This window comes from Xanthobacter pollutisoli, from assembly GCF_040044995.1.
GTDB lineage: Bacteria > Pseudomonadota > Alphaproteobacteria > Rhizobiales > Xanthobacteraceae > Xanthobacter.
Map to the genome: position 1 here is coordinate 892,283 of NZ_JBDZDP010000001.1, position 18,510 is coordinate 910,792.

The following is an 18,510-nucleotide window of genomic DNA, read 5'->3' on the forward strand; positions in this document are numbered from 1 at the left end:
ATGGACGAGCGCGGCAGGCCGGGAGACGGGCGGACCGAACGCGGCGGAGCCGAGCACGGCGCGCCGGCGGCGCCCGCACCCGCCCGCCGGGCCGTGGTCGTGGGAGCTTCGGCCGGCGGCCCGGCGGCCCTGACGCGGCTTCTCGCCGCCCTCGACCCGGATCTCGACATGGCCGTCGTCGTCGTCAATCACGTGGGTTCGGAAGGACGCGACATGCTGGCTTCCATCCTGGGGCGGTCCAGCGGGCTCCCCGTAGGGACGGCGCAGGAGCGGCGGCCCGTGGAAGCGAAAAAAGTCCATGTGGCGCCCAGCGGATAGCATCTCGAGATCGACCGGGACCGCTATTTTTCCCTCTCCGTCGATCCGAGGGTGTGTTATTCGCGACCCGCGATCGATGTCCTGTTTGAAACGGCCGCGGAGGCGTTCGGGGGCGAGCTTGCGGGGGTGGTTTTGACGGGCGCCAACAGCGACGGGGCGGAAGGGCTGAGGCGCGTTAGGGAATTGGGAGGCCTTGCCTTGGTGCAGGCACCTTTGGAAGCCGAAGTGGACATCATGCCCCGCGCTGCGTTGGAGCGCGCGGGTGCCGATCTATGCGCGCCGATCGCGGACCTCGCCGCGGCGCTCAACGCCTTCGGACGCCGCCCATGAGCATGGCCGACCTGCCCAAGATCCTCGTCGTCGACGACGTGCGCGCCAACCTCGTCGGCATGCGCCGCCTGCTCGCGCCGGTGAAGGCGGAGATCTTCGAGGCGCGCTCCGGCAACGAGGCGCTGGCCCTGTGCCTCGACCACAGCTTCGCGCTGATCCTGCTCGACGTGCAGATGCCCGACATGGACGGCTTCGAGGTCGCCTCGCTGCTCAACAACGATCCGGCCACCTGCGATATCCCCATCGTCTTCGTCACCGCCGCCTTCCACGACGATATCAACCGCCTGAAGGGCTACACCTTCGGCGCGGTGGACTATATCGCCAAGCCCATCAACGACGCGGTGCTGCTCTCCAAGGTTACCGTGTTCCTCGACCTGCACATCTCCAAGCTGCGCCTTCGCGCCGCGCTGGAGGAGCTGGAGAAGCGCAATCGCCAGCTGGAGGTGGAGATCGAGGAGCGCCGGCGGGTGGAAAAGCAGATCCGCCACATGGCCACCCACGATGCGCTCACCGGCCTCGGCAACCGCATCCTGTTCATCGAGCATCTGTCGCGCGCACGGGCCCAGGCGGAGCGGCACGGCCGCCAGTTCGGGCTGCTCTATCTCGACATCGACGGCTTCAAGCAGGTGAACGACCACCACGGCCACGGCATCGGCGACATCCTGCTCTGCGCCATCGCCAACCGCCTGCGCAGCAATCTGCGGCACGAGGATTTCGCCGTCCGCCTGTCGGGCGACGAGTTCGCCGTCATCATGACCGACCTCCCCAACGCGGAGGCCGCCAAGGCGCAGGCCGAGCGGCTGTGCGGCCAGCTGGCGGAGCCCTATCGGCTCTCCCACGCCGGCCAGAGCCTCACCGTCAATGTCGGCACCAGCATCGGCATCGCGCTCTACCCCGATCACGCCATGGAGGAGGCGGAGCTGATCCGCATGGCCGACACCGCCATGTACGAGGTGAAGCAGCAGGGCAAGAACGGGGTGCGGTTCGCCGCGCCGCGCCGCGTGGCCGTCTAGGGCTGAGCGCCCCCGCCGCGCTCCGCGCGAGCCGTTAAACACGCCGCTATCGCCGCGTCGCGCCGTCGTGCTATCGGAACGCCGACGGGCCCGCCGCAGACCTCGCCCGGGAGCCCCATGCCGCAGCGTGCCAGCCGATCCGTCGTCGTCGACCTGATCGCCGTGCTTGCGGCGGTGACGAACGGCGAGCCGCGGGTGATGACGGTGGAGCGCGGCAGCGCATTACCCTCCGGCCCGTTCGAGCTCGCCCACCGCTCGCTCCAGCAGGGCCTGCGCGACTGGGTGGAGCAGCGCACCCACCATCCCCTCGGCTATCTCGAGCAGCTCTACACCTTTGCCGACAAGGATCGCGCCGACGCGGCCGGCGCCGCACGCACCATCTCCATCTCCTATCTGGGCCTCGCCCGCGAGCAGGCGCCGCGCGACGGCGCCGGTGGGGCGCAGCACGGGGCGTGGCACGGCTGGTATGACTATTTCCCGTGGGAAGACCATCGCGCCGGCCCGCCGGCGATGATCGCCAGGGTGCTCGCGCCGGCCCTCGCCGCCTGGGCCGAGGCGGCGGACACGGCGGGCACGCGGGCCGACCGGCGCCAGCGCGCCGCCGTGACCTTCGGGTTCGATGATGCGCGCTGGAACGAGGAGCTGACCCTCCAGCGCTACGAACTGCTCTACGAGGCTGGCATCGTCGCGGAGCGGCTGCGGCGCGAAGGCCGCGACGAGGCCGGCGGCGCCGGCCGGCCGATGATCGCCGACCACCGGCGCATCCTCGCCACCGGCATTGCCCGCCTGCGTGCCAAGATCAAATACCGCCCGGTGGTGTTCGAGCTGATGCCGCCCACCTTCACCCTGCTTCAGCTGCAGCGCTGCGTGGAGGCCATTGCCGGGCGCACGCTCCACAAGCAGAATTTTCGCCGGCTGATGGAGCAGCAGGAACTGGTCGAGGAGACCGGCGGCACCACGTCGGAAACCCTTGGCCGACCTGCGAAACTTTTCCGCTTCCGGCATTCTGTGGTGGAGGAGCGGGCGCTCGCCGGAACGAAGCTTCCCCTCGGACGCACTTGACAGAACTTATGCTCAGGATAAGCATATGCCCAACATATGCTCAAAGTGAGTATAGTCAATGGTTGGATACGCCCACGCTGCCGCCGCCCGTTCGCCGGCCCCCCTTCTCAAGCCGCGCACGCCCGATGCGGGGGCCCTGGCGGACGCCTTCGCCCGCACGGCGCATCTCTACGAGCGGGTGCGGCGGGTGGTGCCGCCGGCCGACTGGGCCTTCTTCGCCGAGGATGCCGAGGCGATCCTGCGCCTGAAGCGCGAGCGCAACGCCGTCATCCTCGCGCACAACTACCAGACGCCCGAGATCTTCCACTGCGTCGCCGACATCGTCGGCGACAGCCTGGCGCTCGCCCGCGAGGCGACGAAGGTGGATGCGGACGTGATCGTGCTGGCCGGCGTTGCCTTCATGGCGGAGACCGCCAAGCTGCTGAACCCCGGCAAGACCGTGCTCATTCCCCACGCCGGAGCCGGCTGCTCGCTGGCCGATTCCATCACCGCCGCCGATGTGCGCCTGATGCGCGCGGCCCATCCCGGCCTTCCCGTCATCGCCTATGTGAACACCTCGGCCGCGGTGAAGGCGGAGGTGGACGTGTGCTGCACCTCCGGCAATGCAGCGCGGATCGTGAAGTCGTTCGGCGTGCCCAAGGTCATCATGCTGCCGGATCAGTATCTGGCGAAGAACGTGGCGGCCGAGACCGGGGTCGAGATCATCAGCTGGGCCGGCCAGTGCGAGGTGCACGAGCTGTTCACCGCGCAGGACGTGCGCGAGCTGCGCGCCGCCCATCCCGGCGTCACCGTTCTGGTGCACCCCGAATGCCCGCCCGCCGTCGTGGCGGAAGCCGATTTCGCCGGCTCCACCGCCGCCATGAGCGATTACGTGGGCGAGAAGCGCCCGGGGCGGGTGGTGCTGCTCACCGAATGCTCCATGAGCGACAACGTCTCGGTGCATTATCCCGACATCGACTTCATCCGGCCGTGCAACCTCTGCCCGCACATGAAGAAGATCACCCTCGCCAACATCCGCACGGCGCTGGAGGAGAACCAAACCGAAGTCACCATCGCGCCCGAGGTGGCCGCGCGCGCCCGCGCCTCGGTCGAGCGGATGCTGGCGCTGTGACCGCGCTCGACGCGCTGGACGGCCGCGCGGTCGTCGTCGGCGCCGGCATCGCCGGGCTCTCCGCCGCCCTGTTCCTCGCCCCCGAACCGGTGGTGCTGGTGACGCGGGCGCCCCTCGGCACGGACGGGTCGAGCCCGCTGGCCCAGGGTGGCATGGCCGCCAGCGTCGGCCCGGACGACGACGCCGTCCTCCACCTCGCCGATACGCTGAGCGCCGGCGACGGCCTGTGCGACGCGGAGGTGGCGCGCCGCATCCTCGCCGCCGGGCCCGAAGCGGTGGACGCGCTGCAACGCCTCGGCGTCGCCTTCGACCGCGGGGCGGACGGCGCCCTGCTGCTCGGCCTCGAAGCCGCCCACAGCCGGCGCCGCATCGTCCATGCGGACGGCGACGGCACGGGCCGCGAGCTGGTGCGCGCGCTCTCGGCCGCCGTCCGCGCCTGTCCCTCCATCACGGTGGTGGAGGGCGAGGCGCGGCGCATCCTGCTGGAGGACGGCGCGGTGGCGGGGCTGGTCCTCGCCATGGCAAAGGGCGGCGGCGTGCTGCGCACCCGGCGGATGGTGCTGGCCACCGGCGGCATCGGCGCGCTCTACGAGCATACCACCAATCCTTTGTCCGCGTTCGGCATGGGCCTCGCCCTCGCCGCCGAGGCCGGCGCGCAGATGGCCGACCTCGAATTCGTGCAGTTCCACCCCACCGCGCTCGCCACCCCGGCGCGCCCGCTGCCGCTCATCAGCGAGGCGGTGCGGGGCGAAGGCGCCGTGTTGGTGGACGGCACCGGCCGGCGCGTCCTCGCCGGCGTGCCGGGGGCGGAGCTGGCGCCTCGCGACGTGGTCGCCCGCGCCGTCTGGCGGGAGCTGGCGGCCGGCCGCGAGGTGTTCCTAGACGCCCGCGCCAGCCTCGGCGCCCGCTTCGCCACGCGCTTTCCGCAGGTGGCCGCCGGCTGCCATGCGGCGGGCATCGATCCCGCCACCGACCTCGTGCCCATCCGCCCCGCCGCGCACTACCACATGGGCGGCGTCGCGGTGGATGGGGAGGGCCGCAGCAGCGTGGGCGGCCTGTGGGCTGCCGGCGAGGTGGCGTCCACCGGTCTGCACGGCGCCAACCGCCTCGCCAGCAACTCCCTGCTGGAGGCGGTGGTCTGCGGCCGTGACGTGGCGTTCAGCATCGCCGGACGGGATTCCGGCCGCCCGGCGCGTCGGCTCGCCGCGGCCCTGCCGCCGGCGGCGGATCCAGCGGCGGCCCGGCCCATCGTCTCGCGCCTCGTCGGGGTGACCCGCGACGCGGAGGGTCTGACGCGCGCCCTCGCCCGCCTCCTGCCGCTGGCGGAGGGTGAAGGCCCCGCCGCCCCGCCCGCCCGCGTGGGCCTGATGATGGCGGCAAGCGCCCTCGCCCGCACCGAGAGCCGGGGCGCCCACGCCCGCACCGATTTCCCCCACGCCGGCGCGGTCGCCCGCCGCTCGTGCATCACCCTCGACGCTGCCTTCGCCGCCGCCCGGCGGGTCGCCGCGCCGGACCTCGCCCTCGCGCCCTGAACGGATCTGCCATGGCCGCCCTCGACCCGCTCCCCGAGCTGATGGTGGAGCCCATCGTTCGCGCCGCGCTGCTGGAAGACCTCGGCCGCGCCGGCGACATCACCACCGACGCCGTCGTGCCCGCCGGCCACACCAGCCGGCTGGTGCTGGCCGCCCGGCAGGAGGGCGTGGTGGCGGGGCTCGATTGCGCCCGCCTCGCCTTCCGGCTGCTGGATCCCGCCATCCGCTTCGAGCGCCGCGTGGACGACGGCGCACGGGTCGCGCCCGGCACCGTGCTGGCGCAGGTGGAAGGCGCCTCCCGCGCGCTCCTCACCGGCGAGCGCACCGGGCTCAACCTCGCCTGCCGGCTCTCCGGCATCGCCACCGCCACGGCGTCACTGGCTGATGCCATCGCCGGCCACAAGGCGCAGATCGTCTGCACCCGCAAGACCACGCCGGGCCTGCGCGCGCTGGAGAAATACGCCGTGCGCGCCGGCGGCGGCGCCAACCACCGCTTCGGTCTCGACGACGCCGTGCTGGTGAAGGACAACCATGTGGCCATCGCCGGCTCGGTGGCCGAGGCGGTGCGGCGCGTGCGCGCCCGGGCCGGGCACATGGTGAAGATCGAGGTGGAGGTGGACACCCTCGCCCAGCTGGAGGAACTGCTCACGCTCGGCGCCGACGCCGTGCTGCTCGACAACATGACGCCGGAGACGCTCGCCGAAGCCGTGCGCATGGTGGGCGGGCGCATGCTCACCGAGGCCTCGGGGCGGGTGAACCGCGACACCGCCCCCGCCATCGCCGCCGCGGGCGTGGACCTCATCTCGGTGGGGTGGCTGACCCACAGCGCCCCCATCCTCGACATCGGCCTCGACTGGGCCGGGTGACGGCGGACTAGAGGCGTACGCCGCGCAGGCTCTGGGACGGCGCCGCGCCGAACGTGCGGCGGAAATCGTGGGTGAAGTGGGCCTGGTCGGCAAAGCCCGCCCCATGAGCGGCGGCTGTGAAGCTGCTGCCGGCGGCGATCTCGCTTATGGCGCGCCGCATCCGGCCCCACGCGCGGTAACGACGGAACGGCACGCCCACCTCGGCTGTGAAGAGGTGCTGCAGCCGCGAGGGGGACAGCCCGACCGTCCGGGCGAGCACGGCAAGCTCGGGCACGCCGTCCCCGTCATTCATCGCCGCCGCCACCCGCGCGATGCGCGGATCGAGCCCGACGCGCGCCCGGCGGCGGGAGACATCCACCACATCGCTCAGCGCCTCGCCCGCCCAGGTGGCGCTGTCCGGGGCCTCCCACATGTCGCGCAGCAGCGGCAGCACGCTGCCGCGTCCGAAGAGCGCGCCCTGCTCCTCCCGCGCATTGGCCACCAGAGGCGCAAGCGCATGGGCGCCGTCCACGCTCGGCTCGAGATAGAAGACGGCGATGGGCTCGCCGCCCACGTCCAGCTCATGCACCACGCCGGCCGGCACCAGAGCGGTGCGGCACGACTGCCAGCAGCCGCCCGCGATGCGCAGGCCGAACGGCCCGTAGAGCCCGGCGAGGAACACCGGCGCGCCATGCTGGTGCGGGGCATTGTAGGTGAGCGGACCGGCGAAGAAGGTGCGGCCCTCGTCCAGGAACCAGAGCGGCCCGAGGGCCTGCCCCGGCGCAGCACGTTCGTACAAGCGGGGCGGCACGGGCATGCCTAGGCTCCTCCGGTCGGTACTTCACCACACTGCGACGGGCCGCACAAACAGGCCCCGGAGCACGCCATGGCCCCGTCTCCGCCCGCCCGCGCCGGCGCGCCCAGCCGCCGCGCCCTTCTCGCCGCAGCCCTCGCCGCTCCGGCCCTGCTGCACCCGGGCCGGGCGCGCGCACTGGCGCCCCAGCGCGGCGCGCTCCCCGTCACGCCGTTCCGCTTCCGGCTGGGGGCGTTCGAGGTGACCACCCTGCTCGATGCCGCCGCCATGATCGACGGGCCGTGGCCCATCGTCGGCGAGGACCGGACCCCCGAGGAGGTGGCGGCGCTGATGCGCGCCAGCCTGTTGCCGGAAAAACGCTTCCGTCCGGGCTTCACCCCGACGCTCGTGAACACCGGACAGGAGCTTGTGCTGTTCGACGCCGGCAACGGCGCCGACGGCTTCATCCCCCGGCCCAACGGGGGATGGCTCGCCGCGCAGATCGCCGCCGCAGGCTATGCGCCGAGCCAGGTGGACGTGGTGGTGCTGTCCCACGCCCATGTGGACCACATCGGCGGGCTGGTGGAGGCGGGCCAGGAGGTGTTTCCCAACGCCCGCTACGTCATCGGCGCGGCGGAATATTCCTTCTGGGCCGCGCCGGACCGGCGCGCGGCAGCCCCCGACAGCCTGGAACGCGCCACCGCGCAGGTGTTCGCCCGCAACCTCGCCCCCTTCGCCGATCGCGTCACACAGGTCCGTCCCGGCGGGGAGATCGTGCCCGGCATCCACGCGGTGGCGGCCTTCGGGCACACGCCCGGCCATCTCGCCTTCCATGTGGAGAACGCCGGGAAGCGCCTGCTCGTCTGGGGCGATTGCGCCCACCATGAGGTGGCATCGCTGGCCCATCCCGAGTGGCACGCCTTGTTCGACATGGACAAGGCGCAGGGCGCCGCGACCCGCAAACGCATCTACGACATGGCCGCCACCGACCGCATCGCGGTGGTGGGCTATCACACGTCGTTCCCCTCGGTGGGTTATGTGGAGCGGCAGGGCGGCGCCTATCGCTGGCTGCCCCTCACCTACCAGATGGCGGAGTGAGGGCCGGATACGAAAACGGCCGGGCGAGGCCCGGCCGTCCTTGTTCAGAGAAGAAAGGCGCTCAGGCCTTCGGCCACTGGCGCACGTCGACGAAGCGGCCGGCGATGGCCGCCGCGGCCGCCATGGCGGGCGAGACGAGATGGGTGCGGCCCTTGAAGCCCTGGCGGCCCTCGAAATTGCGGTTCGAGGTGGAGGCGCAGCGCTCCTCGGGACCGAGGCGGTCGGCGTTCATGGCGAGGCACATGGAGCAGCCCGGCTCGCGCCATTCGAAGCCCGCCTCGATGAAGATCTTGTCGAGGCCCTCGGCCTCGGCCTGCGCCTTCACGAGGCCGGAGCCCGGCACGACCATGGCGGAGACGTTCGGGCTCACCTTGTGGCCGCGGGCGATGGCCGCCGCCTGCCGCAGGTCCTCGATGCGCCCGTTGGTGCAGGAGCCGATGAAGGCCCGGTCGATGGTGATGTCGGTGATCCTGGTGCCGGCGGAGAGGCCCATATAGCCCAGCGCCCGGATCTTGGCGGCGCGCTTGCCCTCGTCCTCGATGAGCGCGGGATCGGGCACGAGGCCTTCCACCGAGATCACGTCCTCGGGGCTGGTGCCCCAGGAGACGATGGGCGGCAGGTTCGCGCCGTCGATGTGGATCTCGGCGTCGAAATGCGCGCCCTCGTCGGAGCGCAGGGTCTGCCAGAAGCGCACCGCCGCGTCCCAGTCGGCGCCCGCGGGCGCCTTCGGCCGGCCCTTGAGATACTCGAACGCCTTCTCGTCGGGCGCCACCAGACCGGCGCGGGCACCGCCCTCGATGGACATGTTGCACACCGTCATCCGCCCTTCCATGGAGAGGGAGGTGATGGCATCGCCCGCGTATTCGATGACGTAGCCGGTGCCGCCCGCCGTGCCGATGGTGCCGATGATGGCGAGCACCACGTCCTTGGCGCCGACGCCTTCGGGCAGCGGCCCGGAGACGGTGACGCGCATGTTCTTCGCCTTCTTCTGGATCAGCGTCTGGGTGGCGAGCACGTGCTCCACCTCGGACGTGCCGATGCCGTGGGCGAGGGCGCCGAATGCGCCATGGGTGGAGGTGTGGCTGTCGCCGCAGACGATAGTGGTGCCGGGCAAGGTGAAGCCCTGCTCGGGGCCGACCACATGCACCACGCCCTGGCGCTGGTCGAAGCCGTCATAATATTCGACGCCGAACTCCCGGGTGTTCTCGGCCAGCGCGGCGATCTGGGCGACGCTCTCCGGGTCCGGGTTCGGCAGGGTGCGGTCGGTGGTGGGGACGTTGTGGTCCACCACGGCGAGGGTCTTCTGCGGCGCGCGCACCTTGCGGCCGGTCATGCGCAGGCCCTCGAAGGCCTGCGGGCTCGTCACCTCATGCACCAGATGGCGGTCGATGTAGAGCAGGCAGGTGCCGTCGTCCTGCCGGGAAACGACATGGTCGTCGAAGATCTTGTCGTACAGGGTCTTGGGGCCGTTCGCGGGTGCGTTCATGGTGTCCTGTCCTGAGGAGAGGCCGGCGCGCGTCAGGGCGGCCGGACGGGTCTCGAAATGGCTGCGGTCGGAGCGGGCTTCGGCGGAAGCGGGCGTCAGCCGCGAAGCTGGGCCGAGGCGGCGGTCGTGAAGCGACCGAAGAAGCGGCCGGGCAGGCGCACGTGGTCGGGCACCGCCGCGAACTCCATCGTGGTGCGCGCGAACGGCCCGGCGGCGCAAAAGGCCACCCGGCTCGGCATCAGGAACGGCACGCACGCGTAAGACATGGCGGGTTTTTAGCAGTTCCACGCTGCCGCGACAATCAGGCGCGCGAAGCTGTGAAAACGTTCGCATCCGGGCTTTCCCCTTGCCCTGGCGGCGCGGTCCGGCGAGGGAAACGCGGCCGGCGCACCGCCGGAGCGACGGCAGGGGGACGGCGTGCGCTTCATCGCGACTTTCGATGCGGCTTCCTTTCTCGACACGGTGGTGAGCCTTGCCGCCGCCTTCATCCTCGGCACGTTCATCGGCGCCGAGCGGCAGTATCGCCAGCGCACGGCGGGGCTGCGCACCAACGTGCTGGGGGCGGTGGGCGCCGCCGCCTTCGCCGACCTCGCCTCGCGCATCGGCGGCCCCACCGACGCCATGCGCGTGGTGGCCAACGTCATCACCGGCGTCGGCTTCCTCGGCGCCGGCGTCATCATGAAGGAAGGCCTCAACGTGCGCGGCCTCAACACGGCGGCGACCCTGTGGTGCTCCGCCGCCGTGGGCAGCTGCGCCGGAACCGACATGCTGGCCGAGGCGATGCTCATCACCTTCATCATCATCGCCGGCAACACGGTGCTGCGCCCGGTCGCCCGCGCCATCGACCGCCTGCCGCTGGACGAGCGCACCTCCGAAGTGAGCTACGAGGTGCGCCTGACCGTGGACACCCCCGCCCTGAGCGCCCTGCGCGACCGCCTCATCGAGGCGCTGGAGGAATCCCGCTATCCGGTGGGCGACGTGGAGGAGCAGCCCGGCCCGGACTATACGGCGGTGCTGGTGGCCAAGCTGGTGAGCACGGCGGTGGACCCCGCCGAGCTCGACGGCGTCGTCGAGCGGCTGGAGCAGCTCCCGGGCGTGCGCCACGCCACCTGGGAGAGCACCACCGAGGAATAGGCTCACACACCCGCAAGGTGGTGCAGCACGATGCCCGAGGTGGTGGCGACGTTGAGGCTGTCGAAGCCCGCCGCCATGGGGATGGCGACGGTGCGGACCTGCTCCATCAGCGCCGGCGGCAGGCCGGGCCCCTCGGTGCCGAACAGGGCGGCAACCCGCGGCGGCCGCACGAGGCGCGAAAGCGGCTCGCGGCCCGAGGGCGAGAGCGCCACGGCGGCGAAGCCATTGGCGGCGAGCAGCTCCAGCAGTTCCCCCGCATCGGCCACCCGGGCGAACGGCACCACGAGGCTCGCTCCCACGGACACGCGGATGGCCTTGCGGTAGAGCGGATCGCACGAGGCGCCGTCGAGGATCACCGCGTCGGCGCCGAAGGCCGCCGCGTTGCGGAAGATGCCGCCCATATTGTCGTGGTTGGTGAGGCCGAGGGCCGCCACCACCAGCGCCCGCGGGCCGAGCCCGGCGAGCAGGGCGGACGCCTCGGGCCGCGGCCGCGCCTCCCCCACCGCGAGGATGCCGCGGTGGATATGGAAGCCCACCACCTGATCCATCACCTCCTGCCCGGCGACGAGGACGGGAAGATCGTCCGGCAGGCGGGCGATCAGGTCGCCGAGCCGGGCCGCCTGCACCTGCGACAGCAGCACCGAGCGCAGGCGGTGCCCGCCGCGCGTCCCCAGCTGACCTGCGAGCAGGCGCAGCACCACCTCGCCCTCGGCCATGAACAGGCCGCGGCGGCCCACGAGGTCGCGCTCGCGCACGTCGCGATAATCGGACAGGCGCGGGTCGTCCGCCGCCTCGACGGCAAGGATCATGAAGGCCGGCGCTTGACCGGCACGGGGGCACAGGTGGAAGCGCGCAGCACCAGCTTCGGCGCCATCTCCACCCGCTCCACCGGCCGGCCGGGATCGGCGATGCGCTTCAGGGCGAGGCCGGCGGCGGCGCGGCCGTATTCGGGGATGAAGGTGTGCACCGTGGTGAGCGGCGGGTGCCAGACCTTCGCCTCCTCGATGTCGTCATAGCCGACGAGGGAGAAGTCGCGGCCGGCGGTGAGGCCGGCGGCCTGCAATTCCATGAGCGCGCCAAAGGCCGACAGATCGTTGAAGCACACGGCGGCGGTGGGCGGCTCGTCCAGCGCCAGAAGGCGCGCCATGGCCTTGCGGCCCTCGTCCCGCAAGCCCGGCCCTTCCATCACCAGCGCCGGGTCGAAGGCGATGCCGGCCGCGGCGAGGCCCGCCTTGTATCCGGCGAATCGCTTGCGGCCGGTGGAAATGGCGCCGTAGCCGCCGATCATGCCGATTCGGCGGTGACCAAGCTCCACCAGATGGGCGACGCCCAGAGCGACGCCGGCCACGTCATCCGAGCCGGCGAAATCGAAGCCCGAGCCCTCGATCTCCCGCGTCACCTGCACCACGGCGATGCCGGTGGAGGCGAGCGCTTTCAGGTCCTCCACCCGCGTGTGGGCGGCCGGCGACACGAGGAAGGCGTCGGGGCGATATTCGGCCAGGGTCCCGAGGGTGCGGGTCTGGCGTTCCACGTCCTCCTGGCTGACGCCGAGCAGCACCGTCTTGCCGGCATCTGAGAGGGCATCCTCCACCGCCGCGAGCAGCTCGGTGAAGGACGGGTTGACGATGTCGTGCAGGCCCAGCGCCACGATGTTGGTGCGTGCGGTGCGCAGCGCGGCGGCGCCGCGATTGGCCACGTAGCCGCGGGCCCGCGCCGCCTCCTGCACCTTCAGCCGCGTCGCCTCGGCGACCATGGGGCTGTCCCGCAGCGCGAGGGAGATGGTGGCGGTGGATAGCCCAAGTTCGCGGGCGAGGCCCTGGAGCGTCACCTTGCCAATGGGCGCACCGGCCTGAGCGGGAAGCGTCTCGTCCATGGGCCCTCCCTATAACCGGATCTGTCGCGTCTCGCGCCGTCCTTTAGGCCATGCTAAACGATTTAACGTCCACAGCAATGAAAACGGGGAGGAAGCGATGGGTGACGTGCGCGTGGGGTTCATCGGTGTCGGTCTCATGGGCCACGGCATGGCGAAGAACATTCTGGCCAAGGGATTCCCGCTTTCCGTCATGGGCCATCGCAACCGCGCGCCGGTCGAGGACCTGGTGGCGAAGGGCGCCCGCGAAGTGAAAAGCCCGGCCGAGATGGCGGCGGACTGCGACGTGATCGTCCTGTGCGTGACAGGCGCGCCGCAGGTGGAGGCGGTGCTGCGCGGCGAGAGCGGCATCCTCGCGACGGCCAAGGCCGGCCTTCACATCATCGACACCTCCACCTCCGAGCCGACGCTGACCATCGCCCTCGCCGCAGAGCTGGCCGGGCGCGGCATCGCCTTCTGCGACGCGCCGCTGGGCGGCACGCCGGTGCAGGCGGAGTCGGGCGCGCTGTCGGCCATGGTGGGCGCGGACGATGCCGCCTTCGCGGTGATCGAGCCGGTGATCGGCGCCTTCGCCAGCCGCATCGTGCGGGTGGGCGCGCCGGGCGCGGGCCACACCATGAAGCTGCTCAACAACTTCCTCTCGCTCGGCTACGCCGCCATCTATTCGGAGGCGCTGGCCATCGGCGCCAAGGTGGGGGTGACGGCGCAGGTGTTCGATTCGGTCATCCGCGGCGGGCGCATGGACTGCGGCTTCTACCAGACCTTCATGGGCTATGCCCTGGACGGCGACGTGAACGCCCACCGCTTCACCATCGCCAACGCCCACAAGGACATGCGCTACGTCACCAACCTCGCCACCAACACCGGCGCGGCGGCCTTCCTCAGCGCCACGGTGAAGAACCTCTACGCCACCGCCGAGGGGCTGGGCAGCGGCTCCAAGAACGTGCCGCAGATCGCCGACGTGGTGGCGCAGATGAACGGCGTGCCCACGGTGGAGGAGCGGAAAAAGGCGGCGGAATAGCCCGGCGCCCGAAGGCCGGGAGTGGCGGGCCTTTCCCGCTTCGGCTAGCGTGCGCCGGGCCCGTTTCCGGGCTGTCCCTGGGGGGAAATGATGATTTGTGCCACCAGCATCCGGGCCGTTCGGCCGGCCCGGCGGATGCCCTATGGTCTTGCCACCGCGCTCGTGCTCGGGGCCGGCCTGCTTTTCGCCGGCGCCGCTCCGGGGTGGAGCGCGCCGGCCTTCGATCCGCCCACGGCGGTGAAGGAGCTGCCGCCGAAGTCCGACGCCGAGCCGGACGAGGTGCGCTGCACCAGCTTCGGCGACCTCACCGTTCGCGAGCTGCTGGACGGCCCGACCTCGAAGCCGCCGCAGATCCTGCCCGCCGGCGCCGCCTGCACCACGGCTGCCGTGCCCGGCGCCATCCCGGTCGCGCTGGACAACATGTTCTTCGAGGGCCGCAAGGGGCCCTTCCTGTTCTTCGGCGCCATGGACGCCCAGGGCGCCGCCGACTTCGTCGTCATCAACGCCAAGACCGGCGCGGCCGTGTTCAAGGATGCGGTCTACGGCGACGGCGCGGCCCGCAAGGTGATGCTGGAGAACGGCGCGCTGAAGCTGTCCTACCTGCGCGGCGTCAACGCCCCCTGCTCCCTCTTCCAGAGCGCGGCGCGCTGCTGGGCGAGCCTCGTCATGAACGAGCAGGTGCCGAAGGACATGGCCCAGCAGATCCCCGACGCCAAGATCTGCGCCGCCGCCTACAAGAAGACCAAAGCGCCCAAGGACAACCCCAGCATTCTCACCTATGCGAGCGAAGTTCTGGTTTCGCCCGACGGCACGCTGAAGGAACTCTCCCGCGGCAAGGTCGGCTGCGAAAGCATGCCGTGAGGCCGGGCTGAGGGGCCTTCGGCCCGCGACCCAAGACGGACATGCCCCGGCGCGGCGGGGACATGTCGGCCCTGTTGCAGATCAAGATTTGGTAAAGAACAGCTTTCCGGCTGTCTGTTTGAATTTTCTCTGCCGCAGATGAAGTAGACTTGTGCCGTCGCCGAACCCCTTCACCCGCCCTTAACCCCTCACCGCCATTCTGCAGCTCGTGCGTAAGCGTTGCGTAGGGTTGCGTCATGCGTAGTGTGGCCAAGGGGGCGGCCGGGCGGACGGTGCGCCGGTCGGGCGTTCGTCTCGAGTATCCCGATCCCGCCCCCTTGGCGGCCACCCGTAGTCCGGCGCCCCGCGCGCCGGATGCGGGGCCGGCATCGGAAGCGTTTCCCCTCAATCAGGTGTTGTGCGGCGATTCCATCCGCGCCATGGCCGGCCTTCCGGCCGGCAGCGTCGATCTCGTCTTCGCCGATCCGCCGTACAATCTCCAGCTCGGCGGCGAGCTGAAGCGGCCGGACGAAAGCCGCGTCGACGCGGTGGACGACGCCTGGGACCAGTTCGAGAGCTTCGCCGCCTATGATGCCTTCACCCGCGCCTGGCTGCTCGCCGCGCGGCGGGCGCTGAAGCCCGACGGCACGCTGTTCGTCATCGGCTCCTATCACAACATCTTCCGCGTCGGCGCGATGATGCAGGATCTCGGCTTCTGGATCCTCAACGACATCATCTGGCGCAAGGCGAACCCCATGCCCAACTTCCGGGGCCGGCGCTTCACCAATGCGCACGAGACCCTGATCTGGGCCGCCCGCAGCGCCGATGCCCGCTACACCTTCAATTATGAGGCGCTGAAGGCCGGCAACGACGACGTTCAGATGCGCTCGGACTGGCTGTTCCCCCTCTGCACCGGCCAGGAGCGGCTGAAGGACGCCGCCGGGCGCAAGCTGCACCCGACCCAGAAGCCCGAAGCGCTCATCGCCCGCATCCTCATGGCCGCCACCAAGCCCGGCGACGTGGTGCTCGACCCCTTCCTCGGCTCCGGCACCACCGGGGCGGTGGCGAAGCGCCTGCGCCGCGGCTTCATCGGCATCGAGCGGGAGGAGGCCTATGCCGCGGCCGCCCGCGCCCGCATCGACGCCATCGAGCCCTTGCCCGAGGCGGCGCTGGTCGCGCCGCCGAGCGCGCGGGAAGCACCGCGCGTCGCCTTCTCGGCGCTGGTGGAGCGCGGCTTCGTCAGCCCCGGCGCCGAGCTCACCGACGCCAAGGGCCGCTTCCGCGCCGTGGTCCGCGCCGACGGCACCATCGCTCTGTCGGACGGGCAGAATGTCGGCTCCATCCACCGCGTCGGCGCCAAGGCGCAGGGGGCGGAGGCCTGCAACGGCTGGACCTTCTGGCATGTGGAGGAGGAAGGCCGCCGCCATCCTATCGACATGCTGCGCGCCCGTCTGCGGGCGGAGATGGGCATCGCCGCCGAATAGCCTATGCGGCCCGCCCATGGGCCAGCACCTTGCGCATCACCGAAGGCAGGGCCTCGGCATCGAAGCCGCCGGGCTGCACCCAACGGTGGCCCTCCGGGGCGAGGGTGCCGGCCGGCACCTCCGCGCGCAGCACCCGCAGCGTCAGCGCGAAATGGGTGAAGACGTGCTCCACCGCTCCCGGCACAGCCCGCCAGCGCGCGGCGAGCGGGGCGTGCACATCCGGCGTCTCCGGCTCCGGGCCCCAGGGGGTCGAGGGCACCTCGGTCATCTTCGCCAGAAGCCCCTTGTCCGGCCGGGTGCGCAGCAGCACCGCTCCATCCGCCCGCACGGCGAGGAAGGCGACGCCGGCCCGCCGCGGCTTCTCCCCCTTCGGCGCCTTCACCGGAAAGCGCGCGGGATCGCCCGCCGCCCGCGCTGCGCAGGGCGCCATCCACGGGCAGAGCGAGCAGGCGGGGGATTTCGGCGTGCAGATGGTGGCGCCGAGGTCCATCATCGCCTGGGCGAAATCGCCGGGCCGCGCGGGCGGCGTCAGCGCCGCGGCGAGGGCCTTGATGCGGGGCTTGGCTGCCGGCAGCGGCGTCTCGACCCGATAGAGCCGCGCCACCACCCGCTCGATATTGCCGTCCACCGGGCTCGCCTTCAGGTCGAAGGCGATGGCGGCGATGGCCGCCGCGGTATAGGGGCCGATGCCGGGCAGATCGAGCAGCGCTGCCTCATCGGCGGGAAAGCGGCCGCCGTGGCGCTCCACCACCGCCTGGGCGCAGGCGTGCAGGTTGCGCGCCCGGGCATAATAGCCAAGCCCCGCCCACGCCGAGAGCACCTGTTCCAGCGGCGCGGCGGCGAGGTCCGCCACCGTCGGCCAGCGGGCGAGGAACTGGCCGAAATAGGGTCCCACCGCCTTCACCGTGGTCTGCTGGAGCATGATCTCCGAGAGGAAGACGTGGTAGGGATCGGCGCGGCGCCCGCCTTCCGCCCGCCACGGCAGGCGACGGCGGTGGCGGTCGTACCAGGCGAGGAGCGCCTCGGGCTCGGGCGAAACGGTGCCGGACGCAGCCGCCCTTGCGGCGGGACGCGCGGGGGAAGAGGATGTCATGCGGCCAAGGTGGCCGCGCCGGGGCGTCGCCACAAGGGCGGCGCGCCTCCCAATCGGTCGCATCTGTGAACAAGCCCGCCTCCCGACGCCGCAATGGCCCGCGTCCCGGTCCCCGCCCCCTTGCCGACTTCGTCGCGCCGGGCATCAGCGACCTGTGCGGCAAGGCCGGCTTCTCGGTGGTGGAGGTGGTGACCCATTGGGACGAGATCGTCGGGCCGGACCTCGCCCCGCGCTGCGTCCCGCTCAAGCTGCAATGGCCGAAGGAGGACGGCGCCGCCGCGACCCTCGTGGTGCGGGTGGAAGGCGCCTACGCCATCGAGCTGCAATACGCCGCCGCCGTTGTGGTGGAGCGCATCAACGCCTATTTCGGCTGGCGCTGCGTCGGGCGCATGGCCTTGAGGCAGGGGCCGGTGCCCCAGCGCCATGCGCCGCCGCCCCTGCCCCCCAAGCCGGATGGGGCCACCCTCGCCGCCGTGCGGCAGGAAATCGGCGCGTTCGAGGACGAGGCCCTCGCCGCCTCCCTCGCCCGCCTCGGTGCGCTGGTGCGCCGCGAGCGCGGCGGCTGACGCGAGCGCTCGCCGGCGAGGGGCGCCGCGCCGTCTTGACCGAGCTGTGATCGCGCGGGACTTTGCCGCCACATGGGCGACATGATAGAGCGCCATGGATTTTACCAAGGGGCGGCGGCGACAGGGGCGGCGCAAGATGAGGCGGCGCCTGCCGCTTCGGCCTCCGCGGTGCTGCAAGTTCAACGAATCCAGCGTTGCGATCGGCGCCCGGCCGGTCGGCCGGCGCCGGATCATCCGGAGATGTCCATGATTCTCGATCGCCGCCGTTTCCTGGTCGGAGCCGGCCTCGCCGCCCTCGCCGCCGGGCTCGGATTGCCCCTCTCGTTCGATCCGGCCGCGGCGCAGACGGTGGATCAGGCCAAGCTGATGGCGGCTGCGGCGAGCCCGCTTCCCGAGAAGGCGCTGGGCAGCGCCACGGCGCCGGTCACCGTGGTGGAATACGCCTCGATGACGTGCAGCCACTGCGCCGCCTTCCACACCACCACCTTCCCGGAATTGAAGAAGAAATACATCGACACCGGCAAGGTGCGCTTCATCTTCCGCGAATTCCCCTTCGAGCCGGTGGCGACCGCAGGCTTCATGCTGGCCCGCTGCATGCCGGAGGACAAATATTTCCCCATGGTGTCGACCCTGTTCGAGACCCAGAAGAGCTGGGCCTACAGCACCGACCCGGCCGCCGGCCTCCTCGCCGTCGCCAAGCAGGCCGGCATGAGCCAGGCCGATTTCGAAAAGTGCCTGACCGACCAGCAGCTCGGCGAGAAGGTGCAGGAGAGCGCCCTCTACGCCAACAAGGAGCTGGGCGTGAACGCAACCCCCACCTTCTTCATCAATGGCAAGAAGCTGTCGGGTGCCCTCGGCATGGCCGAGTGGGACAAGGAGCTCGGCCCGCTTCTCGCCGGCAAATGATCTGATCG

The 18,510-nt window shown here is 71.4% G+C and carries 18 protein-coding genes and 1 pseudogene; 13 read left to right on the plus strand and 6 right to left on the minus strand.

Annotated features, from left to right (window positions below):
* From ABLE93_RS04155 to nadC, 6 genes and pseudogenes are all read left to right on the plus strand, one after another.
* Positions 1–648, plus strand: a pseudogene (locus ABLE93_RS04155) (chemotaxis protein CheB).
* The gene (locus ABLE93_RS04160; RefSeq protein ID WP_348838099.1) at positions 645–1,661 is read left to right on the plus strand and encodes a diguanylate cyclase domain-containing protein; all 1,017 of its coding nucleotides are present in this window, start codon (positions 645–647) and stop codon (positions 1,659–1,661) included. The pseudogene ABLE93_RS04155 and the gene ABLE93_RS04160 overlap by 4 nt, the downstream one beginning before the upstream one ends.
* Positions 1,662–1,778: 117 nt before the next feature.
* Positions 1,779–2,723: an NUDIX hydrolase gene (locus ABLE93_RS04165; protein ID WP_348838100.1), complete on the plus strand. Its 945-nt coding sequence runs from the start codon at positions 1,779–1,781 to the stop codon at positions 2,721–2,723.
* Between the two features lie 58 nt (positions 2,724–2,781).
* Positions 2,782–3,834: a quinolinate synthase NadA gene (nadA, locus tag ABLE93_RS04170; RefSeq protein ID WP_348838101.1), complete on the plus strand. Its 1,053-nt coding sequence runs from the start codon at positions 2,782–2,784 to the stop codon at positions 3,832–3,834.
* Positions 3,831–5,366: an L-aspartate oxidase gene (locus tag ABLE93_RS04175; protein WP_348838102.1), complete on the plus strand. Its 1,536-nt coding sequence runs from the start codon at positions 3,831–3,833 to the stop codon at positions 5,364–5,366. The genes nadA and ABLE93_RS04175 overlap by 4 nt, the downstream gene beginning before the upstream one ends.
* 11 nt (positions 5,367–5,377) lie before the next feature.
* Complete coding sequence (nadC, locus tag ABLE93_RS04180) at positions 5,378–6,232, plus strand: carboxylating nicotinate-nucleotide diphosphorylase (RefSeq protein ID WP_348838104.1); 855 nt, start codon at positions 5,378–5,380, stop codon at positions 6,230–6,232.
* 7 nt (positions 6,233–6,239) lie between these two features.
* Here the strand turns inward: nadC and ABLE93_RS04185 are convergent, their stop codons facing one another.
* A complete protein-coding gene (locus tag ABLE93_RS04185; protein WP_348838106.1) occupies positions 6,240–7,028 on the minus strand; it encodes a helix-turn-helix domain-containing protein in 789 nt (262 codons plus the stop codon).
* Positions 7,029–7,097: 69 nt separating this feature from the next.
* On the opposite strand from ABLE93_RS04185, the gene ABLE93_RS04190 reads away from it, so the two are divergent.
* Positions 7,098–8,102, plus strand: coding sequence for an MBL fold metallo-hydrolase (locus ABLE93_RS04190; RefSeq protein ID WP_348838107.1), 1,005 nt, complete (start codon positions 7,098–7,100; stop codon positions 8,100–8,102).
* A gap of 61 nt (positions 8,103–8,163) precedes the next feature.
* Here the strand turns inward: ABLE93_RS04190 and leuC are convergent, their stop codons facing one another.
* Together leuC and ABLE93_RS04200 are read right to left on the minus strand one after the other, a co-directional pair.
* Entirely contained in the window at positions 8,164–9,588 is a 1,425-nt protein-coding gene (gene leuC, locus ABLE93_RS04195) for a 3-isopropylmalate dehydratase large subunit (protein ID WP_348838109.1), read from the minus strand.
* 95 nt (positions 9,589–9,683) lie between these two features.
* The gene (locus ABLE93_RS04200; RefSeq protein WP_348838110.1) at positions 9,684–9,854 is read right to left on the minus strand and encodes a hypothetical protein; all 171 of its coding nucleotides are present in this window, start codon (positions 9,852–9,854) and stop codon (positions 9,684–9,686) included.
* A gap of 151 nt (positions 9,855–10,005) precedes the next feature.
* Between ABLE93_RS04200 and ABLE93_RS04205 the strand changes: the two genes are divergently transcribed.
* The gene (locus tag ABLE93_RS04205) at positions 10,006–10,722 is read left to right on the plus strand and encodes an MgtC/SapB family protein (protein WP_348838111.1); all 717 of its coding nucleotides are present in this window, start codon (positions 10,006–10,008) and stop codon (positions 10,720–10,722) included.
* 2 nt (positions 10,723–10,724) lie between these two features.
* Here ABLE93_RS04205 and ABLE93_RS04210 read toward each other — a convergent pair whose 3' ends face one another.
* Positions 10,725–11,531 (minus strand): TrmH family RNA methyltransferase, encoded by an 807-nt coding sequence (locus tag ABLE93_RS04210; protein ID WP_348838112.1) that lies wholly within the window; start codon positions 11,529–11,531, stop codon positions 10,725–10,727.
* Complete coding sequence (locus ABLE93_RS04215) at positions 11,528–12,595, minus strand: LacI family DNA-binding transcriptional regulator (protein ID WP_348838114.1); 1,068 nt, start codon at positions 12,593–12,595, stop codon at positions 11,528–11,530. Before ABLE93_RS04215 ends, ABLE93_RS04210 begins: the two co-directional genes overlap by 4 nt.
* Before the next feature lie 97 nt (positions 12,596–12,692).
* Between ABLE93_RS04215 and ABLE93_RS04220 the strand changes: the two genes are divergently transcribed.
* The 3 genes from ABLE93_RS04220 to ABLE93_RS04230 all read left to right on the plus strand — a co-directional run bounded on the left by ABLE93_RS04220 (position 12,693) and on the right by ABLE93_RS04230 (position 15,937).
* On the plus strand, positions 12,693–13,613 hold the full coding sequence (locus ABLE93_RS04220; RefSeq protein ID WP_348838115.1) for an NAD(P)-dependent oxidoreductase: 921 nt from the start codon (positions 12,693–12,695) through the stop codon (positions 13,611–13,613).
* A gap of 135 nt (positions 13,614–13,748) precedes the next feature.
* Positions 13,749–14,474, plus strand: a complete 726-nt coding sequence (locus tag ABLE93_RS04225; RefSeq protein ID WP_348838116.1) for a hypothetical protein — start codon at positions 13,749–13,751, stop codon at positions 14,472–14,474.
* 236 nt (positions 14,475–14,710) lie between these two features.
* Entirely contained in the window at positions 14,711–15,937 is a 1,227-nt protein-coding gene (locus ABLE93_RS04230) for a site-specific DNA-methyltransferase (protein WP_510182963.1), read from the plus strand.
* A 1-nt stretch (position 15,938) separates the two neighbouring features.
* On the opposite strand, the gene mutY is transcribed toward ABLE93_RS04230, so the two are convergent.
* Positions 15,939–17,030 carry an A/G-specific adenine glycosylase gene (gene mutY / locus ABLE93_RS04235; RefSeq protein WP_348838117.1) on the minus strand — a complete coding sequence of 364 codons (1,092 nt, stop codon included), beginning with the start codon at positions 17,028–17,030 and terminating at the stop codon, positions 15,939–15,941.
* A gap of 65 nt (positions 17,031–17,095) precedes the next feature.
* Here mutY and ABLE93_RS04240 point away from each other — a divergent pair, with 65 nt between their 5' ends.
* Together ABLE93_RS04240 and ABLE93_RS04245 are read left to right on the plus strand one after the other, a co-directional pair.
* Entirely contained in the window at positions 17,096–17,596 is a 501-nt protein-coding gene (locus tag ABLE93_RS04240; RefSeq protein ID WP_348838118.1) for a DUF721 domain-containing protein, read from the plus strand.
* Positions 17,597–17,842: 246 nt separating this feature from the next.
* Positions 17,843–18,502: a DsbA family protein gene (locus ABLE93_RS04245; RefSeq protein WP_348838119.1), complete on the plus strand. Its 660-nt coding sequence runs from the start codon at positions 17,843–17,845 to the stop codon at positions 18,500–18,502.
* Positions 18,503–18,510 lie beyond the last annotated feature (8 nt).